Origin of the sequence: Pseudomonas sp. B8(2017) (assembly GCF_002113575.1) — a bacterium.
Classification (GTDB): Bacteria; Pseudomonadota; Gammaproteobacteria; order Pseudomonadales; family Pseudomonadaceae; genus Aquipseudomonas; species Aquipseudomonas putida_Z.
Genome location: NZ_NEIO01000015.1, coordinates 59,375 through 75,951, shown reverse-complemented (window position 1 = coordinate 75,951; position 16,577 = coordinate 59,375). Strand labels below are relative to the sequence as shown.

Sequence of the window (16,577 nt, the reverse complement as noted above, 5' to 3'; positions counted from 1 at the left end):
AAACTCCCCCTTGGCGAGATAGTCTTGGAGTGAATCGGCCTTGAGCGAGTCAGACAGTCCCGGATGCTTCGACTTATTCTTATGCAGCGCTCAGGCCCTGGGCCACTCGACCTTGTTTTCACCCGTTTGGTTCCCCTGCTGGCGGTGCTCCTGCTGAACGGTTGCAGCAGCGCCGCCTACTATGGGCATTTGGCCGAGGGCCAGTGGCAGCTGCTACGCGCACGGCAGCCAGTGGATCAGGTAGTGGCCAACCCGGCCACTTCAGCGCAATTGCGCGCGCGCCTGGAGCACGCCAAGCAGGCGCGGGCATTTGCCAGCCAGCAGCTGAAGCTGCCGGACAACCGCAGCTACCGGGTGTACGCCGACCTTGGCCGGCCCTATGTGGTATGGAATGTGTTCGCCACCCCCGAGCTGTCGTTGCAGCCAGTGACGCACTGCTTCCCGATCGCAGGGTGTGTGGCCTATCGCGGCTATTACCAGCAAGGCGCGGCGCGTGGGGCGGCGGCGTTGATGCGCCAGGACGGCATGGATGTATACGTGGGCGGCGTGGAGGCCTATTCGACCCTGGGCTGGTTCGACGACCCGATTCTGTCGTCGATGGTGGGTTGGAGCGACGAGCGCCTGGCCACGCTGATCTTCCATGAGCTGGCCCACCAGCGCTTCTATGTGCAGGACGACACCGAGTTCAACGAGTCGTTTGCTTCCTTCGTCGAGCAGGAAGGCACGCGGCAATGGCGCGTGGCGCGGGGCCTGGCTGCCTCTGGCGGGGAGCAGGGGCAGCAGCGTGAGCAATTCGTACGGTTGGTGCTTGCCAGCCGCGAGCGGTTGCAGGCGATTTATGCCGGGCCTCTGGATGATGCGCAGAAGCGGGCGGCCAAGCAGGCGGAGTTCGAGCGGCTTAGGCGGGAATACCGACAGGTGCGTGATGCCCAGTGGGGTGGTGACAAGCGCTATGACGCCTGGGTGTATGGGCCGATGAGCAATGCCAAGTTGCTGCCGTTCGGGCTGTATGACCAGTGGGTACCGGCGTTTGCGGCGGTGTTCCGTGAGGTTGACGGGGATTGGCAGCGTTTTTATCAACGGGTCGAGCAATTGGGGCGGTTGCCGATCGATGAGAGGAAGGCGGCGTTACGGCGGTTGATGGTTAGCCGGTGAGATTTTGGGGCCGCCTTGCGGCCCATCGCCGGCAAGCCAGCTCCCACCTCGACCGCATTGACCTCAAGCCATGTGCTACCCCTGTGGGAGCTGGCTTGCCGGCGATGGGCTGCAAAGCAGCCCCAATGGCCATCAAGCCTTGAGAAATGCCTGATGCATCTCGGCCAAAGTAGCAAAGTGGTAGGCTGGCTCTTCCGCCATCAGTTCTTCCTGGCTACCAAACCCGTACCCCACCGCCACCGCCTGCAAGCCATTGCTGCGCGCACCGATCAGGTCATGCTTGCGGTCGCCGATCATCAGCGTCTGCGCCGGGTCCAGCCCTTCTTCATCAAGCAGGTGGCGAATCAGCTCGACCTTGTTGGTGCGCGTGCCATCCAGTTCACTGCCGTAGATCACCTTGAAGTGGTGGTCGAAGGCGAAGTGCCGGGCGATTTCACGGGCGAACTTCCACGGCTTGGAGGTGGCGATGTACAGCGTGCGACCCTGGCCGTTCAGGGCCTCGAGCAGCTCCGGTACACCTTCGAACACCAGGTTTTCGTACAGGCCGGTGACGCTGAAGCGTTCCCGATAGAAGTTCACCGCCTCCCAGGCCTTGGCTTCGTCGAAGCTGTAGAACTGCATGAAGGCCTGCAGCAGGGGTGGGCCGATGAAGTGCTCGAGGCGGGTCAGGTCCGGCTCGTCGATGCCCAGTTTGGCCAGGGCATACTGGATCGAGCGGGTGATGCCCTGGCGCGGGTCGGTCAGGGTGCCGTCGAGGTCGAAGAGGATGTTTTGCTGGTGCATTTGCGGGGTTCCACTTGAGTGCTGCGTGGCCTTCTTCGCGGGCTTGCCCGCTCCCACAGGTACGGCACTGGCCTTGAAGGCTTCGCTAGACCTGTGGGAGCGGGCGCGCCCGCGAAGGGGTTATTCCGGTTGATCGTAGCCTTCGGCCAGGTGCTGGTCCTTGAGCTTCACGTAGTTACTGGCGCTGTAGGCAAAAAATGCGTGTTCCTGGTCGTTCAGCAGTCTGGCCTGTTTCACCGGGCTGCCCATGTACAGGTAGCCACTGACCAGGCGCTTGCCCGGTGGTACCAGGCTGCCGGCGCCGATGATCACTTCGTCCTCGACGATGGCGCCGTCCATGATGGTGCTGCCCATGCCGACCAGGATGCGGTTGCCCAGGGTGCAGCCATGCAGCATGACCTTGTGGCCGATGGTCACTTCGTCACCGATGATCAGCGGGAAGCCGTCCGGGTTGAACGGGCCGGCATGGGTGATGTGCAGCACGCTGCCGTCCTGCACGCTGGTACGCGCGCCAATGCGGATGCGGTGCATGTCGCCGCGTATCACGGTCAACGGCCAGACGGAGCTGTCTTCACCGATTTCCACGTCGCCCAGCACTACCGCCGATCGGTCGACGAAGGCCCTGGGCCCAACTTTCGGAGTGTGTTGCTGGAAGCTTCGGATAGCCATGATAGCGTCTCTCATCTGTGCCGATAGGCAGGCTGCCTGCTGCGGTCGGCGTCGATTGTAATTAAGATGGGGCAGTGTTTCTTCTGCCAAGGTATCCAAACCGTGAGTGCGAACAACCCGCTTCTGCAGTCCTACGATCTGCCGCCCTTCTCGCAAATCCGTGCCGAACACGTATTGCCGGCGATCGAAGCGATCCTGGCCGACAACCGTAAAGCCATTGCCGAGATCCTCGAAAAGCAGGGCAAGAACCCTACCTGGGCTGGCTTGGTGCTGGCCATGGACGAGCTGAACGACCGCCTGGGCGCCGCCTGGAGCCCGGTCAGCCACCTCAATGCGGTGTGCAACAGCGCGCAGCTGCGCGAAGCCTACGAGTCGTGCCTGCCAGCGCTGAGCGCCTACTCTACCGAACTGGGCCAGAACCGTGCGCTGTTCGAAGCCTACCAGGCGCTGATCAACAGCCCCGAGGCCGCCGGTTTCGACGTGGCGCAAAAGACTATCCTCGAGCACGCCCTGCGTGACTTCCGCCTGTCGGGTATCGACCTGCCGGCGGATAAACAGCAACGCTACGCCGAAGTGCAGAGCAAGCTCAGCGAGCTGGGCAGCCGTTTCTCCAACCAGCTGCTCGACGCTACCCAGGCCTGGACCAAGCACGTTACCGACGAAGCCGCGCTGGCCGGCCTGACCGACTCGGCCAAGGCGCAGATGGCCGCCGCCGCCCAGGCCAAGGGCCTCGACGGCTGGCTGATCACCCTGGAATTCCCCAGCTACTACGCGGTGATGACCTACGCCAGCGACCGCGCCCTGCGCGAAGAGCTGTACGCCGCCTACTGCACCCGCGCCTCGGACCAGGGCCCGAATGCCGGCCAGTTCGACAACGGCCCGGTGATGCAGGAAATCCTCGGCCTGCGCCAGGAACTGGCCGAACTGCTGGGCTACAAGAACTACGCCGAGCTGAGCCTGGCCACCAAGATGGCCGAGTCCAGCGACCAGGTGCTGAGCTTCCTGCGTGACCTGGCCAAGCGTTCCAAGCCGTTCGCCGCCCAGGACCTGGAGCAGCTCAAGGCCTACGCCGCCGAGCAGGGCTGCCCTGAACTGGCCAGCTGGGACGCCGGCTACTTCGGCGAGAAGCTGCGCGAACAACGTTACAGCGTGTCGCAGGAGGCCCTGCGCGCCTACTTCCCGATCGACAAGGTGCTGGGTGGCCTGTTCAGCATCGTGCAGCGCCTGTACGGCATCGAGATCGCCGAACTCAAGGGCTTCGACAGCTGGCACCCGGATGTGCGCCTGTTCGAGATCAAGGAAAACGGCCAGCACGTCGGCCGCTTCTTCTTCGACCTCTACGCCCGCGCCAACAAGCGTGGCGGCGCCTGGATGGATGGCGCGCGTGACCGTCGCCGCACAGCCGCTGGCCAGTTGCAGAGCCCGGTGGCCAACCTGGTGTGCAACTTCACCCCGGCCGCGCCCGGCAAGCCGGCGCTGTTGACCCACGATGAAGTCACCACCTTGTTCCACGAGTTCGGCCACGGCCTGCACCACATGCTGACCCGCATCGAGCATGCCGGTGTATCCGGCATCAACGGCGTGGCCTGGGACGCGGTCGAACTGCCGAGCCAGTTCATGGAAAACTGGTGCTGGGAGCCGGAAGGCCTGGCACTGATCTCCGCCCACTACGAAACCGGTGCCCCACTGCCCCAGGACCTGCTGGACAAGATGCTGGCGGCGAAGAACTTCCAGTCGGGCATGATGATGGTGCGCCAGCTGGAGTTCTCGCTGTTCGACTTCGAGCTGCATGCCACCCATGGCGACGGCCGCAGCGTGTTGCAGGTGCTCGAAGGCGTGCGCGACGAGGTGTCGGTCATGCGCCCACCGGCGTACAACCGCTTCCCCAACAGCTTTGCGCACATCTTCGCTGGTGGTTATGCCGCGGGCTACTACAGCTACAAGTGGGCCGAAGTGCTGTCGGCCGACGCCTTCTCGCGCTTCGAGGAAGAAGGCGTGCTGAACGCCGAAACCGGCCGTGCCTTCCGCGAGGCTATCCTGGCACGCGGTGGTTCGCGCGAGCCGATGGAGCTGTTCGTCGACTTCCGTGGCCGTGAGCCTTCCATCGATGCCTTGCTGCGCCATAGTGGCCTGAGCGAGGACGCTGCTGCATGAGCGAGGTAGCCGTGAACAAGACCAAGAAACGCTTCATTGCCGGGGCGGTATGCCCGGCGTGCAGCGAGACCGACAAGCTGATGATGTGGAACGAAGACGGCGTACCGCACCGCGAGTGCGTGGCCTGCGGCTTTACCGACACCCTCAACGAGCAGGGCTTGTCGGTGCCGAAGGAGCTCGGCACCCGGGTCAACCATCTGGAGCCGAAAGCCGCGCCGGCCAAGGTACAGACGGTGCAGTTCTTCCCCAACCCGAAGCTTAAGAAACCGGCTGAATAAAGCCGTCGTGCCGCCCGGGCGCCGTGCCCGGGCCGGCATGCTCCGGGTGGTAGATAGTCAGGCCACCTGCTGCACGCTGGCCATGCAAGCTCGCCTGCTCTTCTCTACGAGCAAGGTGTTGCACCATGGACAACCCCCTTCTGCAAAATAGCCATATCCCCGTCGATTATCCGTCGATCACGCTTCAAAACATGCAAGTTGCCTTCGACCACGTGCTGTTGGCGCACGAGCAAGGCATCGAACGCATCATCCGCGACCAGCAGGCACTGCCCACCTGGGATGACATGGTGCTGGCGGTGGACGGGCTGGATAGTCAGCTTCTGACGGTGTTGTATGCCGCCTCGCCATTGGTTGGTCGGGATGAAGCCTGGGCTGGTGCCATTTTCGACTTCTTCGCCAAGGCTACGGAGCGGTTCGAACAGAAATTCACCAACTCCGCACTGCAGGCCCTGTATGAGCGCTTGGCCAACAGCGACATCGGCAAGCAGCTGGATGCCCAGAAACGCGCCACGTTGCGCTGGCATCTGCACAAGTTCGCCTCCAGTGGCGCATCGCTCGACCCCGCAGGCAAGGTTCGCCTGGCCGAACTGCTGAAACAGATCGGCACTGCGCGGGAGGCGTTTCGCAGCAACATCAACCGGCCAGGGCTGAGCATCACGGATGAATCCGAACTGAGCGGTGTACCTCAACGCATCCGTGACGAGCTGGCTACAAGGGCACAGGAGGCGGGTGAGCCGGGTTGGTTGATTGCATGCGAAAGCGCGACCACCGAGGCCGTGCTCAAACATGCTGACAACCGGCAACTGCGTGAGCGCGTATACCGGGCTTACAACACCCGAGGCGTCGGCCTTGGCCAACAGCAGGATAATCGCTCGCACCTGGAGCAACTGGCGAGGCTGCTGGAAGAAAAGGCCCACCTGCTCGGCTTTGCCAGCCATCTGGAGCAGAGCCTGCAGATGAAGAGCGCAGGTTCGGTTGCCCAGGTGCGCGGCTTTCTTCATGATCTGGCCGACCATGTGCGGCCGGCCGTGCTGCAGTGTCGTGCAGATATGCAGCGCCAGGCCGCAGCCAAAGGGCTGAGGAATGTCCAACCCTGGGACATTGCGTACCTGCAGGCCTCGTCGCGCGAGGTGCTTTCCACCGAAGCCTTGCGCGAACACTTCCCGCTGAATGCCGTGGTCAGCGCATTGCAGCAGTTGGCGGAAAAACTGTTTGGCGTAACGCTGCTGGCCAAGCCGCTGGCAACCTGGGATGACAGCGTGCAACCGTTCGAGGTGTGGCAGGACAACGCCTTGATCGGTTTCCTGTACCTGGACGCCGTACAGCATGCCGGCAAGCAACCTGACTCGGTGTTCACCACCTACATTCGCAACCGCCGGGTCGATGCCGAGGGCATCTTCCAGGCAGCCTCGGTGGTGGTCTACAGCGACGTGCCTGCAGCGCTGCCGGGTAGCCAGCCGTTGCTGGACCATCTGTCACTGCGCAAGCTGTTCCATGAGTTTGGCCATGCCTTGCACCATTTGCTGGTGCGCACGACCAACCACGTGATGTCCAACGTCACCGAACTCGGTACCGATGGCGTGGAGCTGTTCGGCAAGCTGTTCGAACGTTGGGTCTGGGACGCGGATTACCTGGTGGAGATCTCTTCGCCGCTCCAGGATGGCAGCAAGCTTTCCCGGCCCCGGGTCGATGAGTGCCTGCGCCGCTTGCGGCAGCAAGGTGTGGAAGAAACCGCGCGCGAACTGAGCATGGCGCTGTTCGACCTGGACCTGCATGGCATGCCGAACGATGGCCGGTCCCTCGAGCAGCGCCTGGGCGATGCCCGTGAGCATTGTGGCTACTGGCCCCTGGCCGATTTCGAGCACCCGGCGCATGCCTTCGACCATCTGGTAAACGGCTACGATGCCGGTTACTACGCCTATCTGTGGTCGGACGTGCACGCCTTCGACCTGTTCACCCGCTTCGAGGCCCAAGGCCTGCTGGACCGGGCCACAGGCCAGGCGCTGCAGGAGGCATTGCTTGCCCCAGGGGCATCGCGACCGTTGCATGAAGGTATCGAGGTGTTCCTCGGCCGGCAGTCGAGCCAACTGCCTTTTCTGCGTTGGCATGGCTTGAAGTGAAGGTGCGCTGACCGGAGGTGCTGGAAAGAATCAGGCAGGCAATATACTGTATATGAATACAGTATCCGGGGTAGGCCATGATTCCTCCAGCACCGCAAAAGGGCCGTGGCACGGCGCACAATCCGCACAACCGCTTTGCCCCCAGCCATTCGGTGGCGGAGGATGACGGCTGGTACCAGGAGGTGCCGCAAACCCAGAGCACCGAGGTGCGGGTAGAGACGGCCAAGTCGGTGATCAGCCGCAACACCTCGCCCGACCTGCCCTTCGACCGCTCCATCAACCCTTACCGTGGCTGCGAGCACGGTTGCATCTACTGCTATGCCCGCCCTTCCCACGCCTACTGGGACCTATCCCCCGGCCTGGATTTCGAGACCAAGCTGATTGCCAAGACCAACGCCGCCGAGGTGCTCGCGCAACAACTGAGCAAACCGGGTTACGTGTGCGCGCCGATCAACCTGGGTTCCAATACCGACCCGTATCAGCCGATCGAACGTGAACAACTGCTGACCCGACGCCTGCTCGAAGTGCTCCTGCGTTTTCACCACCCGGTGACTATCGTCACCAAGGGGTCGCTGGTGTTGCGCGACCTTGACCTGCTGGCCGAGATGGCTCGCCAGCGCCTGGTGCGGGTGATGATCAGCCTGACCACGCTGGACGATGACTTGAAACGGGTGCTGGAACCGCGTGCGGCGTCACCCAAGGCGCGCTTGCGGGCGATCCGCGTGTTGCGCGAGGCGGGAGTGCCGGTGGGCGTGTTGTGTTCGCCGATGATTCCGATGATCAACGACAGTGAACTGGAGCGGCTGCTGGAGGCGGCGAGGGAGGCAGGTGCACAGAGCGCAGCCTACATGATGTTGCGCCTGCCGCTGGAAGTGGCACCGTTGTTCGAACAATGGCTGCAGGACCATTACCCGCAGCGGGCGGCGCATGTATTGAGCCTGATCCGCCAGAGCCGCGGCGGCGAACTGTATGACAGCCGGTTTGGTGCACGCATGCGCGGTGAAGGCGTGTTTGCCGAGTTGCTGGCGCAGCGCTTTGCCAAGGCCATGAAACGGCTGGAGTTCGAGGGGCGAGAAGCGCAGGCGCTGGAGTGTTCGGCGTTTTGCCCGCCGGGTGGGCAGATGGCGCTGTTCTGATGTTGGACCCATTGCACGGCCCTTGTGGGAGCGGGCGCGCCCGCGCACACCGGCGCAGCCGGTGCCAGTACCGAGTTGCCTCCTTCGCGGGCACGCCCGCTCCCACAGGTTCCGGGTTCCCGCATGGGGCGCATTGCCAGCCCTCAATGCAACTAATCCAAGTTGATAATTGCAGTAATGGCTCTTGGCAGTTGATGTTTTTTTGCTATTATCCAATACCCGCCTTTTCTATCTGGAACACCCGTTCTAGAGCCTTCGAATTAAGTTTCAGTTAAGTTTTCCCCGCTAGCGTAGGAAATCAGTCTTCACCGACTGTGATCTATGGCCCGTGCGTGTCATCTAAATCCCTGCATAGCCAGAATCTTTCACCGGTAAAATGGATTTACCTACACACCGTCAAGAGGATGAATCATGCCCGTCAAGGACCCATCCAAGGTCGTACCGCAGATCCCCGCGGAGAGCGCCGATGCCGCCCTGAAGCACATCGTCGACGGCTTCCTGCGTTTTCACCATGACGTTTTCCCCGAGCAGCAAGAGCTGTTCAAGAAGCTTGCCACCGCGCAAACCCCGCGTGCCATGTTCATTACCTGCGCCGACTCGCGCATCGTTCCCGAGCTGATCACCCAGAGTTCGCCTGGTGACCTGTTCGTGACCCGTAACGTCGGTAACGTGGTACCGCCTTATGGCCAGATGAACGGCGGCGTTTCCAGCGCAATCGAGTACGCCGTGCTGGCGTTGAAAGTGCATCACATCATCGTCTGCGGCCACTCCGACTGTGGCGCCATGCGTGCGGTACTCAACCCGCAATCGCTGACCAAGATGCCGACCGTGTCCGCCTGGTTGCGCCACGCCGAAGTGGCCCGCACCGTGGTCGAGAACAACTGCTCGTGCGGCAGCGAACACGAAACCATGCAAGTGCTGACCAAGGAAAACGTCATCGCCCAGCTGCATCACCTGCGCACCCACCCTTCGGTGGCTTCGCGCCTGGCAGCCGGTGAGCTGTACATCCATGGCTGGGTCTACGACATCGAGACCAGCAAGATCGAAGCCTACGACGCCGCCAGCGATACCTTCATGCCCCTGGCTGCTGGCGAGCCGGTCCCCTGCGCTACTCCGAGAGGCCGCTACTAAGCGACCCATCCACCCGCTTGAACCTTGATAGCCGGCTGCACCCTGCAGGGGTGTGGCGCGGCCTTCGGCTGCCTTGAATTCCCTGACTGCCTGCCGGCACGCCCGCTGGCGGCCCGCGCCTGCGCGCTCGTCAGGGGCAAACGTGCCCACGGCCAGCGGAATGGCTGTGTGACAGAGAAAGGAGAAACACGGTGAACATTACACAGTTGAAAGCGGCCCTGCCGCGTGAGTTGCTAGCGTCGGTGGTGGTCTTCCTGGTGGCCCTGCCGTTGTGCATGGGCATTGCGATCGCTTCGGGCATGCCGCCGGCCAAAGGCCTGATTACCGGCATTATCGGCGGCATTGTCGTAGGTTTCCTTGCCGGTTCGCCGCTGCAGGTCAGTGGCCCGGCCGCCGGCCTGGCGGTATTGGTGTTCGAGCTGGTACGCCAGCATGGCATGGCCATGCTCGGGCCGATCCTGCTGCTGGCCGGCTTGCTGCAGTTGCTGGCCGGGCGCCTGCGCCTGGGCTGCTGGTTCCGGGTTACCGCGCCGGCGGTGGTGTACGGCATGCTGGCGGGGATTGGCGTGCTGATCGTGCTGTCGCAGGTGCATGTGATGTTCGACACCGCGCCGCAACCATCCGGCATGCAGAACCTGCTGGAGTTCCCGGCGACCGTGGCCGCGGCCCTGCCACAGGAAAGCGCCGGCTCCGGTTGGATGGCCGGTGCGCTGGGCCTGGGCACCATCGCCATCATGTGGGGCTGGGAGCGCCTGCGGCCGCAGCGGCTGCGCTTCGTCCCGGGTGCCCTGCTGGGCGTGTCGGCCATGACGGCCATCAGCATGTGGCTGGCCTTGCCGGTGAACCGCGTACAGGTGCCGGCCGACCTGTCCGAGGCCATCGACTGGATCCGCCCTGGTGACTTGATGCAACTGGCCGACCCTACCCTGTTGGTCGCCGCTTTTGCCCTGGCCTTCATCGCCAGCGCCGAAACCTTGTTGTCGGCTGCTGCGGTTGACCGCATGCACAGCGGCCAGCGTTCGGACTTCGACCGTGAGCTGTCGGCCCAAGGCATCGGCAACATGCTGTGCGGGGTACTCGGCGCGTTGCCGATGACCGGGGTGATCGTGCGTAGCTCGGCCAATGTGCAGGCGGGTGCGCAGACCCGGGCTTCGGCGATCTTCCATGGCCTGTGGCTGCTGGCGTTCGTGGTGGCGCTGAGCAGTGTGCTGCAGCAGATCCCGGTGGCGAGCCTGGCGGGTGTGCTGGTGTTTACCGGGATCAAGCTGGTGGATTTCAAGGCGTTTCGTGGGTTGGGCCGCTATGGCCGTATGCCGATGTTCACCTACGCGGCGACGGCGCTGGCGATCATCTTTACCGACCTGCTGACTGGCGTATTGCTGGGCTTTGCCCTGACCTTGCTGAAGCTGGCACTGAAGGCGGCGCGGTTGAAGATCAACCTGGTCAGCCTGGAGAAGGCTGGGCACATGGAATTGCGGCTTAGTGGCGCGGCCACCTTCCTCAAGGTGCCGGCGCTGACCCAGGTGCTGGATAGCGTGCCGGCGGGGACCACGCTGCATGTGCCGTTGGGTAACCTCAGCTATATCGACCACTCGTGCCTTGAGCTGCTTGAAGATTGGGGTCGCAGTAATTCGGCAAATGGGTCGCGGTTGCTGATCGAGCAGCGGCGCTTGAAGCGGCGGATCGAGGGGCGGATGCGGACTACCGCCGGGGTTGGGGCCTAGAGCCGGAATCTTTGCTGCGTGAGCCGGCCCTTTCGCGGGCACGCCCGCTCCCACAGGTAATCCACAGTCATCAAGGCATGTGCTTTCCCTGTGGGAGCGGGCGTGCCCGCGAAGAGGCCGGGCCAGGAACCTCAGGCCGGCTGGTCCAGCTCCACCCCCAGCTGCCGTGACAGGCACGGCCAGCGCTTCCACGCCGCGCCTGTTTCCGGGCTGCTCAATTTCTCGCGGTAGGCCTCCACCGATTCCACCGCGAAGCTTTCATCATTCAACATTTCATCCACCGAGTGGTGCACCACTTCATCCAGCTGGTTGGCAAACGTCTCGCCAATCAACTGGTGGGCAATCAGGTTGGCGACGGTGGTGTCGACCGGGATCAACGGTTGCTGGAAGTGACGGATGTACAGGTCGTTCACCTCTTCCACCAGGCGGTGCGCCAGGTAGGCCTCATCCAGCAGGCAGTCCAGGCCCACATGCCCTTGCATCACGCTGGGCGGCTGCAGGAAGTAGGCTTCGGCGATTTTCAGTACAGGTTTGATCTGCGATTCGATCCCGGCCTCGCGGGCGACCTCATGGGCGGCCTCCAGCAGTTCCGGAACCTGTTCGATGTAGGCGCTGACGAAGCGCGCCAAAGTACCCTGGGCGTCCTGCTCAGGCAGTTGGATCGAGGGGTGCAGGTGGGGCAGTTGCAGCTCGAGACGCTTTTTCAGTTGGCCGGTCTGGCCTTCGTGTTGATGGGCTTGGCTTACCTGCTCGCGTACAGCAGCGATGTTCATGACAACTCCAGGGACATTACGTTTCAAACGGAAGACACTAAATTAGCTCGGTATACAGAATACCTAAGACGTATTTGTTATAAGTCGCACAAACGTGTGCATGCTCAGGCATATCGAAATGCCATTATTGCGCCATACCCTATCAAGCGCGCGGTTTTCGGGACGTTCGGCCCTTTCATGAAGTTCATTTCACGGCCTTCGTTGCGTGCCGTTGGTCGCTGTCTATACTCCCGGTGAACGTGATTCGTTGATGAGGCCCAACTGCTTTTAGCAGGGGCTCGGTCGTCGAAGCCAGGCAGTCTTGACCACCGTTCCCTCTTGCCGCAGGCCACGCCTCCGGGACTACAAGAACGAGAAGGGGAACCCGCAATGATGCGACATCCACATGTCTGGATGGGCCTCCTGTTGTGGTCGGTTTTTGGTCAGGCGAACGCCGCCTGGACCGTGAACATGCACCCAGGGGCGACGGAAGTCTCCAACGCCGTCTTCGACCTGCACATGACCATCTTCTGGATCTGCGTGATCATCGGCATCGTTGTCTTTGGCGCGATGTTCTGGTCCATGGTCATCCACCGCCGTTCCACCGGCCAGCAGGCTGCGCATTTCCACGAGCACACCTGGGTGGAAATCCTCTGGACCGTGGTCCCCTTCCTGATCCTGGTGGCCATGGCCATCCCGGCCACCAAGACCCTGATCGACATCTACGATGCCAGCGAGTCGGACATCGATATCCAGGTTACCGGCTACCAGTGGAAGTGGCACTACAAATACCTGGGCCAGGACGTGGAGTTCTTCAGCAACCTGGCCACCCCCACCGAGCAGATCCACAACAAGGCACCCAAGGACGAGCACTACCTGCTCGAAGTCGACCAGCCGCTGGTGCTGCCGGTGGGCGCCAAGGTGCGTTTCCTGGTGACTGCCGCCGACGTCATCCACTCCTGGTGGGTGCCGGCCTTCGCGGTCAAGCGTGATGCCATCCCCGGCTTCGTCAACGAAGCCTGGACCCGTATCGAGAAGCCCGGCATCTACCGCGGCCAGTGCACCGAGCTGTGCGGCAAGGACCACGGCTTCATGCCGGTGGTGGTCGAGGTCAAGTCCAAGGCCGACTACGACACCTGGCTGGGCGAGCGCAAGGCCGAAGCTGCCAAGCTCAAGGAGCTGACCAGCAAGGAATGGACCCTGGAGGAGCTGGTGGAACGTGGTGACAAGGTCTACCACACCACCTGCGTGGCCTGTCACCAGGCCGAAGGCCAGGGCCTGCCGCCGATGTTCCCGGCGCTGAAGGGCTCGAAGATCGCCACCGGGCCGAAGGAAGCCCACCTGGGCATCGTCTTCCACGGCAAGCCCGGTACTGCCATGGCCGCGTTCGGCAAGCAGCTCTCGGAAGTCGACATCGCCGCCGTGGTCACCTACGAGCGCAACGCCTGGGGCAACAACAAGGGTGACATGGTCACGCCGAAGGACGTGCTGGCGCTGAAGCAGGCAGAAGCGCAATGAACCGGGTTACTCGCGGCAATCAATGGATTGCAGGAGACAGGACATGAGTGCAGTGATCGACGACCACGCCCACGGCCATGACCATGCGCACGGCCCGGCCAAGGGCCTGATGCGCTGGGTGCTGACCACCAACCACAAGGACATCGGCACGATGTACCTGTGGTTCAGCTTCATCATGTTCCTGCTCGGCGGTTCGTTCGCCATGGTGATCCGCGCCGAGCTGTTCCAGCCCGGCCTGCAGATCGTCCAGCCGGAGTTCTTCAACCAGATGACCACCATGCACGGCCTGATCATGGTGTTCGGTGCGGTGATGCCGGCCTTCGTCGGCCTGGCCAACTGGATGATCCCGCTGATGATCGGCGCGCCCGACATGGCTTTGCCGCGGATGAACAACTTCAGCTTCTGGCTGCTGCCGGCGGCTTTCCTGCTGCTGGTCTCGACCCTGTTCAGCCCGGGCGGCGGGCCCAACTTCGGCTGGACCTTCTACGCCCCGCTGTCCACCACCTACGCGCCGGCCAGCGTCACCTTCTTCATCTTTGCCATCCACCTGATGGGCATCAGCTCGATCATGGGCGCGATCAACGTGATCGCCACCATCCTCAACCTGCGCGCCCCGGGCATGACCCTGATGAAGATGCCACTGTTCGTCTGGACCTGGCTGATTACCGCATTCCTGCTGATTGCGGTGATGCCGGTGCTGGCCGGCGTCGTGACCATGATGCTGATGGACATCCACTTCGGTACCAGCTTCTTCAGTGCCGCCGGCGGTGGTGACCCGGTGCTGTTCCAGCACGTGTTCTGGTTCTTCGGCCACCCTGAGGTGTACATCATGATCCTGCCGGCCTTCGGCGCGGTCAGCTCGATCATCCCGGCGTTCTCGCGCAAGCCGCTGTTCGGCTACACCTCGATGGTGTACGCCACCGGCGCCATCGCCTTCCTGTCGTTCATCGTCTGGGCCCACCACATGTTCGTGGTCGGTATTCCCGTGGTCGGCGAGCTGTTCTTCATGTACGCCACCATGCTGATCGCCGTGCCTACCGGGGTGAAGGTGTTCAACTGGGTCAGCACCATGTGGGAAGGCTCGCTGACCTTCGAAACGCCGATGCTGTTCGCCATCGCCTTCGTCATCTTGTTCACCATCGGCGGTTTCAGCGGGTTGATGCTTGCCATCGCTCCGGCAGACTTCCAGTACCACGACACCTACTTCGTGGTGGCGCACTTCCACTATGTGCTGGTGCCTGGGGCGATCTTCGGCATCTTCGCCTCGGCCTACTACTGGCTGCCGAAATGGACCGGCCACATGTACGACGAAACCCTTGGCAAGCTGCACTTCTGGCTATCGTTCGTCGGCATGAACATGGCCTTCTTCCCCATGCACTTCGTGGGGCTGGCCGGCATGCCACGGCGAATCCCCGACTACAACCTGCAGTTCGCCGACTTCAACATGGTGTCGTCGATCGGCGCGTTCATGTTCGGCGCCACGCAGATCTTCTTCCTGTTCATCGTCATCAAGTGCATCCGCGGCGGCGCGCCGGCACCGGCCAAGCCATGGGATGGCGCCGAGGGCCTGGAGTGGTCGATCCCTTCGCCTGCGCCCTACCACACCTTCCAGACGCCACCGGAAGTGAAATAGGAACCGTGCCATGAACGGCCTTTCGCTGAAACGCCTGGTATTGCGCCTGTTGATGTTGACGGTGGTGATGTTCGCCTTCGGCTTCGCCCTGGTGCCTATCTATGACGTGATGTGCAAGGCCTTCGGCATCAACGGCAAGACCGGAGGGCAGTACGAAGGCAGCCAGGTCAGCGACCCGACGCGTTCGGTGCGGGTGCAGTTCATGTCGACCAATGCCAGCGACATGGTCTGGGACTTTTATTCCACCGCCGACCAGTTGGAGGTCAACCCGGGTGCGGTGAACCAGATGATCTTCATCGCCCACAACCCGACCGACCGGCCGATGAGTGCGCAAGCCATCCCCAGCATCACCCCGGCCGAGGCCGCGGCGTACTTCCACAAGACCGAGTGCTTCTGCTTCACCCAGCAGGTGCTGCAGCCCGGCGAACGCATCGAGATGCCGGTGCGCTTCATCGTCGACCGCGACCTGCCGGCCAGCGTGAAGCACCTGACACTGGCCTACACCTTGTTCGACATCACCGCTCGCCACCCGCCGGTCGCGCATGTCGCGACCCAGGACGTCCAGGGCGCCCGTTAAGGGAAGGAGAACAGCAATGGCAAGTCATGAGCACTACTACGTTCCGGCGCAGAGCAAGTGGCCGATCATCGCCACCATCGGCATGTTCATCACGGTGTTCGGCCTGGGTACCTGGTTCAACGACATGAAGGCCGGCCACCCCGAGTCGCACGGGCCGCTGATCTTCTTCATCGGCGCGTTGTTCCTGGCCTACATGCTGTTTGGCTGGTTCGGTTCGGTGGTGCGGGAGAGCCGCGCGGGGCTGTACAGCCCGCAACTGGACCGCTCGTTCCGCTGGGGCATGAGCTGGTTCATTTTCTCCGAGGTGATGTTCTTCCTGGCCTTCTTCGGTGCGCTGTTCTACGTGCGCGTGCTGGCCGGGCCGTGGCTGGGCGGTGAAGGGGCCAAGGGTGTTGCGCACATGTTGTGGCCGACCTTCGAATTCACCTGGCCGCTGCTGCACACGCCCGACCCGAAACTGTTCCCGCCGCCCAAGGAAGTGATCGACCCGTGGCACCTGCCGCTGATCAACACCATCTTGCTGGTCAGCTCCAGCGTGACCATCACCATCGCCCACCATGCCCTGCGTCGCGGCCACCGTGGCCCGCTGAAATTCTGGATGGCGCTGACCATCGTCCTGGGCGCCAGCTTCATCGCGTTGCAGGCCTACGAGTACCACGAGGCCTATACCAAGCTGGGGCTGACGCTGGGGTCGGGTATCTACGGCGCGACGTTCTTCATGCTCACCGGCTTCCACGGCGCGCACGTGACCTTGGGCACGATCATCCTGATCGTGATGTTCGTGCGCATCTTGCGCGGGCATTTCAACCCGGAGAAACACTTTGGTTTCGAGGCGGCCAGTTGGTACTGGCACTTCGTCGATGTGGTGTGGGTGGGGTTGTTCATCTTTGTCTATGTGCTGTGAATAGAGAACCCTGTGGGAGCGGGCGCGCCCGCGAATGCGTCGG

At 62.6% G+C, this 16,577-nt stretch carries 14 protein-coding genes; 11 read left to right on the top strand and 3 right to left on the bottom strand.

Annotation, left to right across the window (positions count from 1 at the left end; genetic code table 11):
- Positions 1 to 81 precede the first annotated feature (81 nt).
- Complete coding sequence (locus CAG22_RS19800; protein WP_085706001.1) at positions 82 to 1,155, top strand: aminopeptidase; 1,074 nt, start codon at positions 82 to 84, stop codon at positions 1,153 to 1,155.
- Between the two features lie 132 nt (positions 1,156 to 1,287).
- On the opposite strand, the gene CAG22_RS19795 is transcribed toward CAG22_RS19800, so the two are convergent.
- A complete protein-coding gene (locus CAG22_RS19795) occupies positions 1,288 to 1,938 on the bottom strand; it encodes an HAD family hydrolase (protein ID WP_085706000.1) in 651 nt (216 codons plus the stop codon).
- Positions 1,939 to 2,058: 120 nt separating this feature from the next.
- Positions 2,059 to 2,607 (bottom strand): gamma carbonic anhydrase family protein, encoded by a 549-nt coding sequence (locus CAG22_RS19790; RefSeq protein ID WP_003261048.1) that lies wholly within the window; start codon positions 2,605 to 2,607, stop codon positions 2,059 to 2,061.
- Between the two features lie 102 nt (positions 2,608 to 2,709).
- On the opposite strand from CAG22_RS19790, the gene prlC reads away from it, so the two are divergent.
- The 6 genes from prlC (at position 2,710) to CAG22_RS19760 (ending at position 11,150) form a co-directional block, all read left to right on the top strand.
- Positions 2,710 to 4,761, top strand: coding sequence for an oligopeptidase A (gene prlC / locus CAG22_RS19785; protein WP_256582441.1), 2,052 nt, complete (start codon positions 2,710 to 2,712; stop codon positions 4,759 to 4,761).
- Positions 4,758 to 5,039, top strand: coding sequence for a YheV family putative zinc ribbon protein (locus tag CAG22_RS19780; RefSeq protein WP_013970292.1), 282 nt, complete (start codon positions 4,758 to 4,760; stop codon positions 5,037 to 5,039). The genes prlC and CAG22_RS19780 overlap by 4 nt, the downstream gene beginning before the upstream one ends.
- A 125-nt stretch (positions 5,040 to 5,164) precedes the next feature.
- Positions 5,165 to 7,159, top strand: coding sequence for a M3 family metallopeptidase (locus CAG22_RS19775; RefSeq protein ID WP_085705999.1), 1,995 nt, complete (start codon positions 5,165 to 5,167; stop codon positions 7,157 to 7,159).
- Between the two features lie 77 nt (positions 7,160 to 7,236).
- Positions 7,237 to 8,295: a PA0069 family radical SAM protein gene (locus CAG22_RS19770; protein WP_085705998.1), complete on the top strand. Its 1,059-nt coding sequence runs from the start codon at positions 7,237 to 7,239 to the stop codon at positions 8,293 to 8,295.
- A gap of 411 nt (positions 8,296 to 8,706) precedes the next feature.
- Positions 8,707 to 9,426, top strand: coding sequence for a carbonic anhydrase (locus tag CAG22_RS19765; protein WP_085705997.1), 720 nt, complete (start codon positions 8,707 to 8,709; stop codon positions 9,424 to 9,426).
- Between the two features lie 191 nt (positions 9,427 to 9,617).
- Positions 9,618 to 11,150 (top strand): SulP family inorganic anion transporter, encoded by a 1,533-nt coding sequence (locus tag CAG22_RS19760; protein ID WP_085705996.1) that lies wholly within the window; start codon positions 9,618 to 9,620, stop codon positions 11,148 to 11,150.
- A gap of 131 nt (positions 11,151 to 11,281) precedes the next feature.
- On the opposite strand, the gene CAG22_RS19755 is transcribed toward CAG22_RS19760, so the two are convergent.
- On the bottom strand, positions 11,282 to 11,923 hold the full coding sequence (locus tag CAG22_RS19755) for a hypothetical protein (protein ID WP_085705995.1): 642 nt from the start codon (positions 11,921 to 11,923) through the stop codon (positions 11,282 to 11,284).
- Positions 11,924 to 12,292: 369 nt separating this feature from the next.
- Here CAG22_RS19755 and coxB point away from each other — a divergent pair, with 369 nt between their 5' ends.
- From coxB to CAG22_RS19735, 4 genes are read left to right on the top strand one after another with little or no spacing between them, the layout of a single operon-like run.
- Complete coding sequence (gene coxB / locus CAG22_RS19750) at positions 12,293 to 13,420, top strand: cytochrome c oxidase subunit II (protein WP_015268462.1); 1,128 nt, start codon at positions 12,293 to 12,295, stop codon at positions 13,418 to 13,420.
- 43 nt (positions 13,421 to 13,463) lie between these two features.
- Entirely contained in the window at positions 13,464 to 15,053 is a 1,590-nt protein-coding gene (ctaD, locus tag CAG22_RS19745) for a cytochrome c oxidase subunit I (RefSeq protein WP_015268463.1), read from the top strand.
- Between the two features lie 10 nt (positions 15,054 to 15,063).
- Positions 15,064 to 15,630 (top strand): cytochrome c oxidase assembly protein, encoded by a 567-nt coding sequence (locus CAG22_RS19740; RefSeq protein WP_085705994.1) that lies wholly within the window; start codon positions 15,064 to 15,066, stop codon positions 15,628 to 15,630.
- A gap of 16 nt (positions 15,631 to 15,646) precedes the next feature.
- The gene (locus CAG22_RS19735) at positions 15,647 to 16,534 is read left to right on the top strand and encodes a cytochrome c oxidase subunit 3 (protein WP_003258926.1); all 888 of its coding nucleotides are present in this window, start codon (positions 15,647 to 15,649) and stop codon (positions 16,532 to 16,534) included.
- The last annotated feature ends 43 nt before the right edge of the window (positions 16,535 to 16,577 follow it).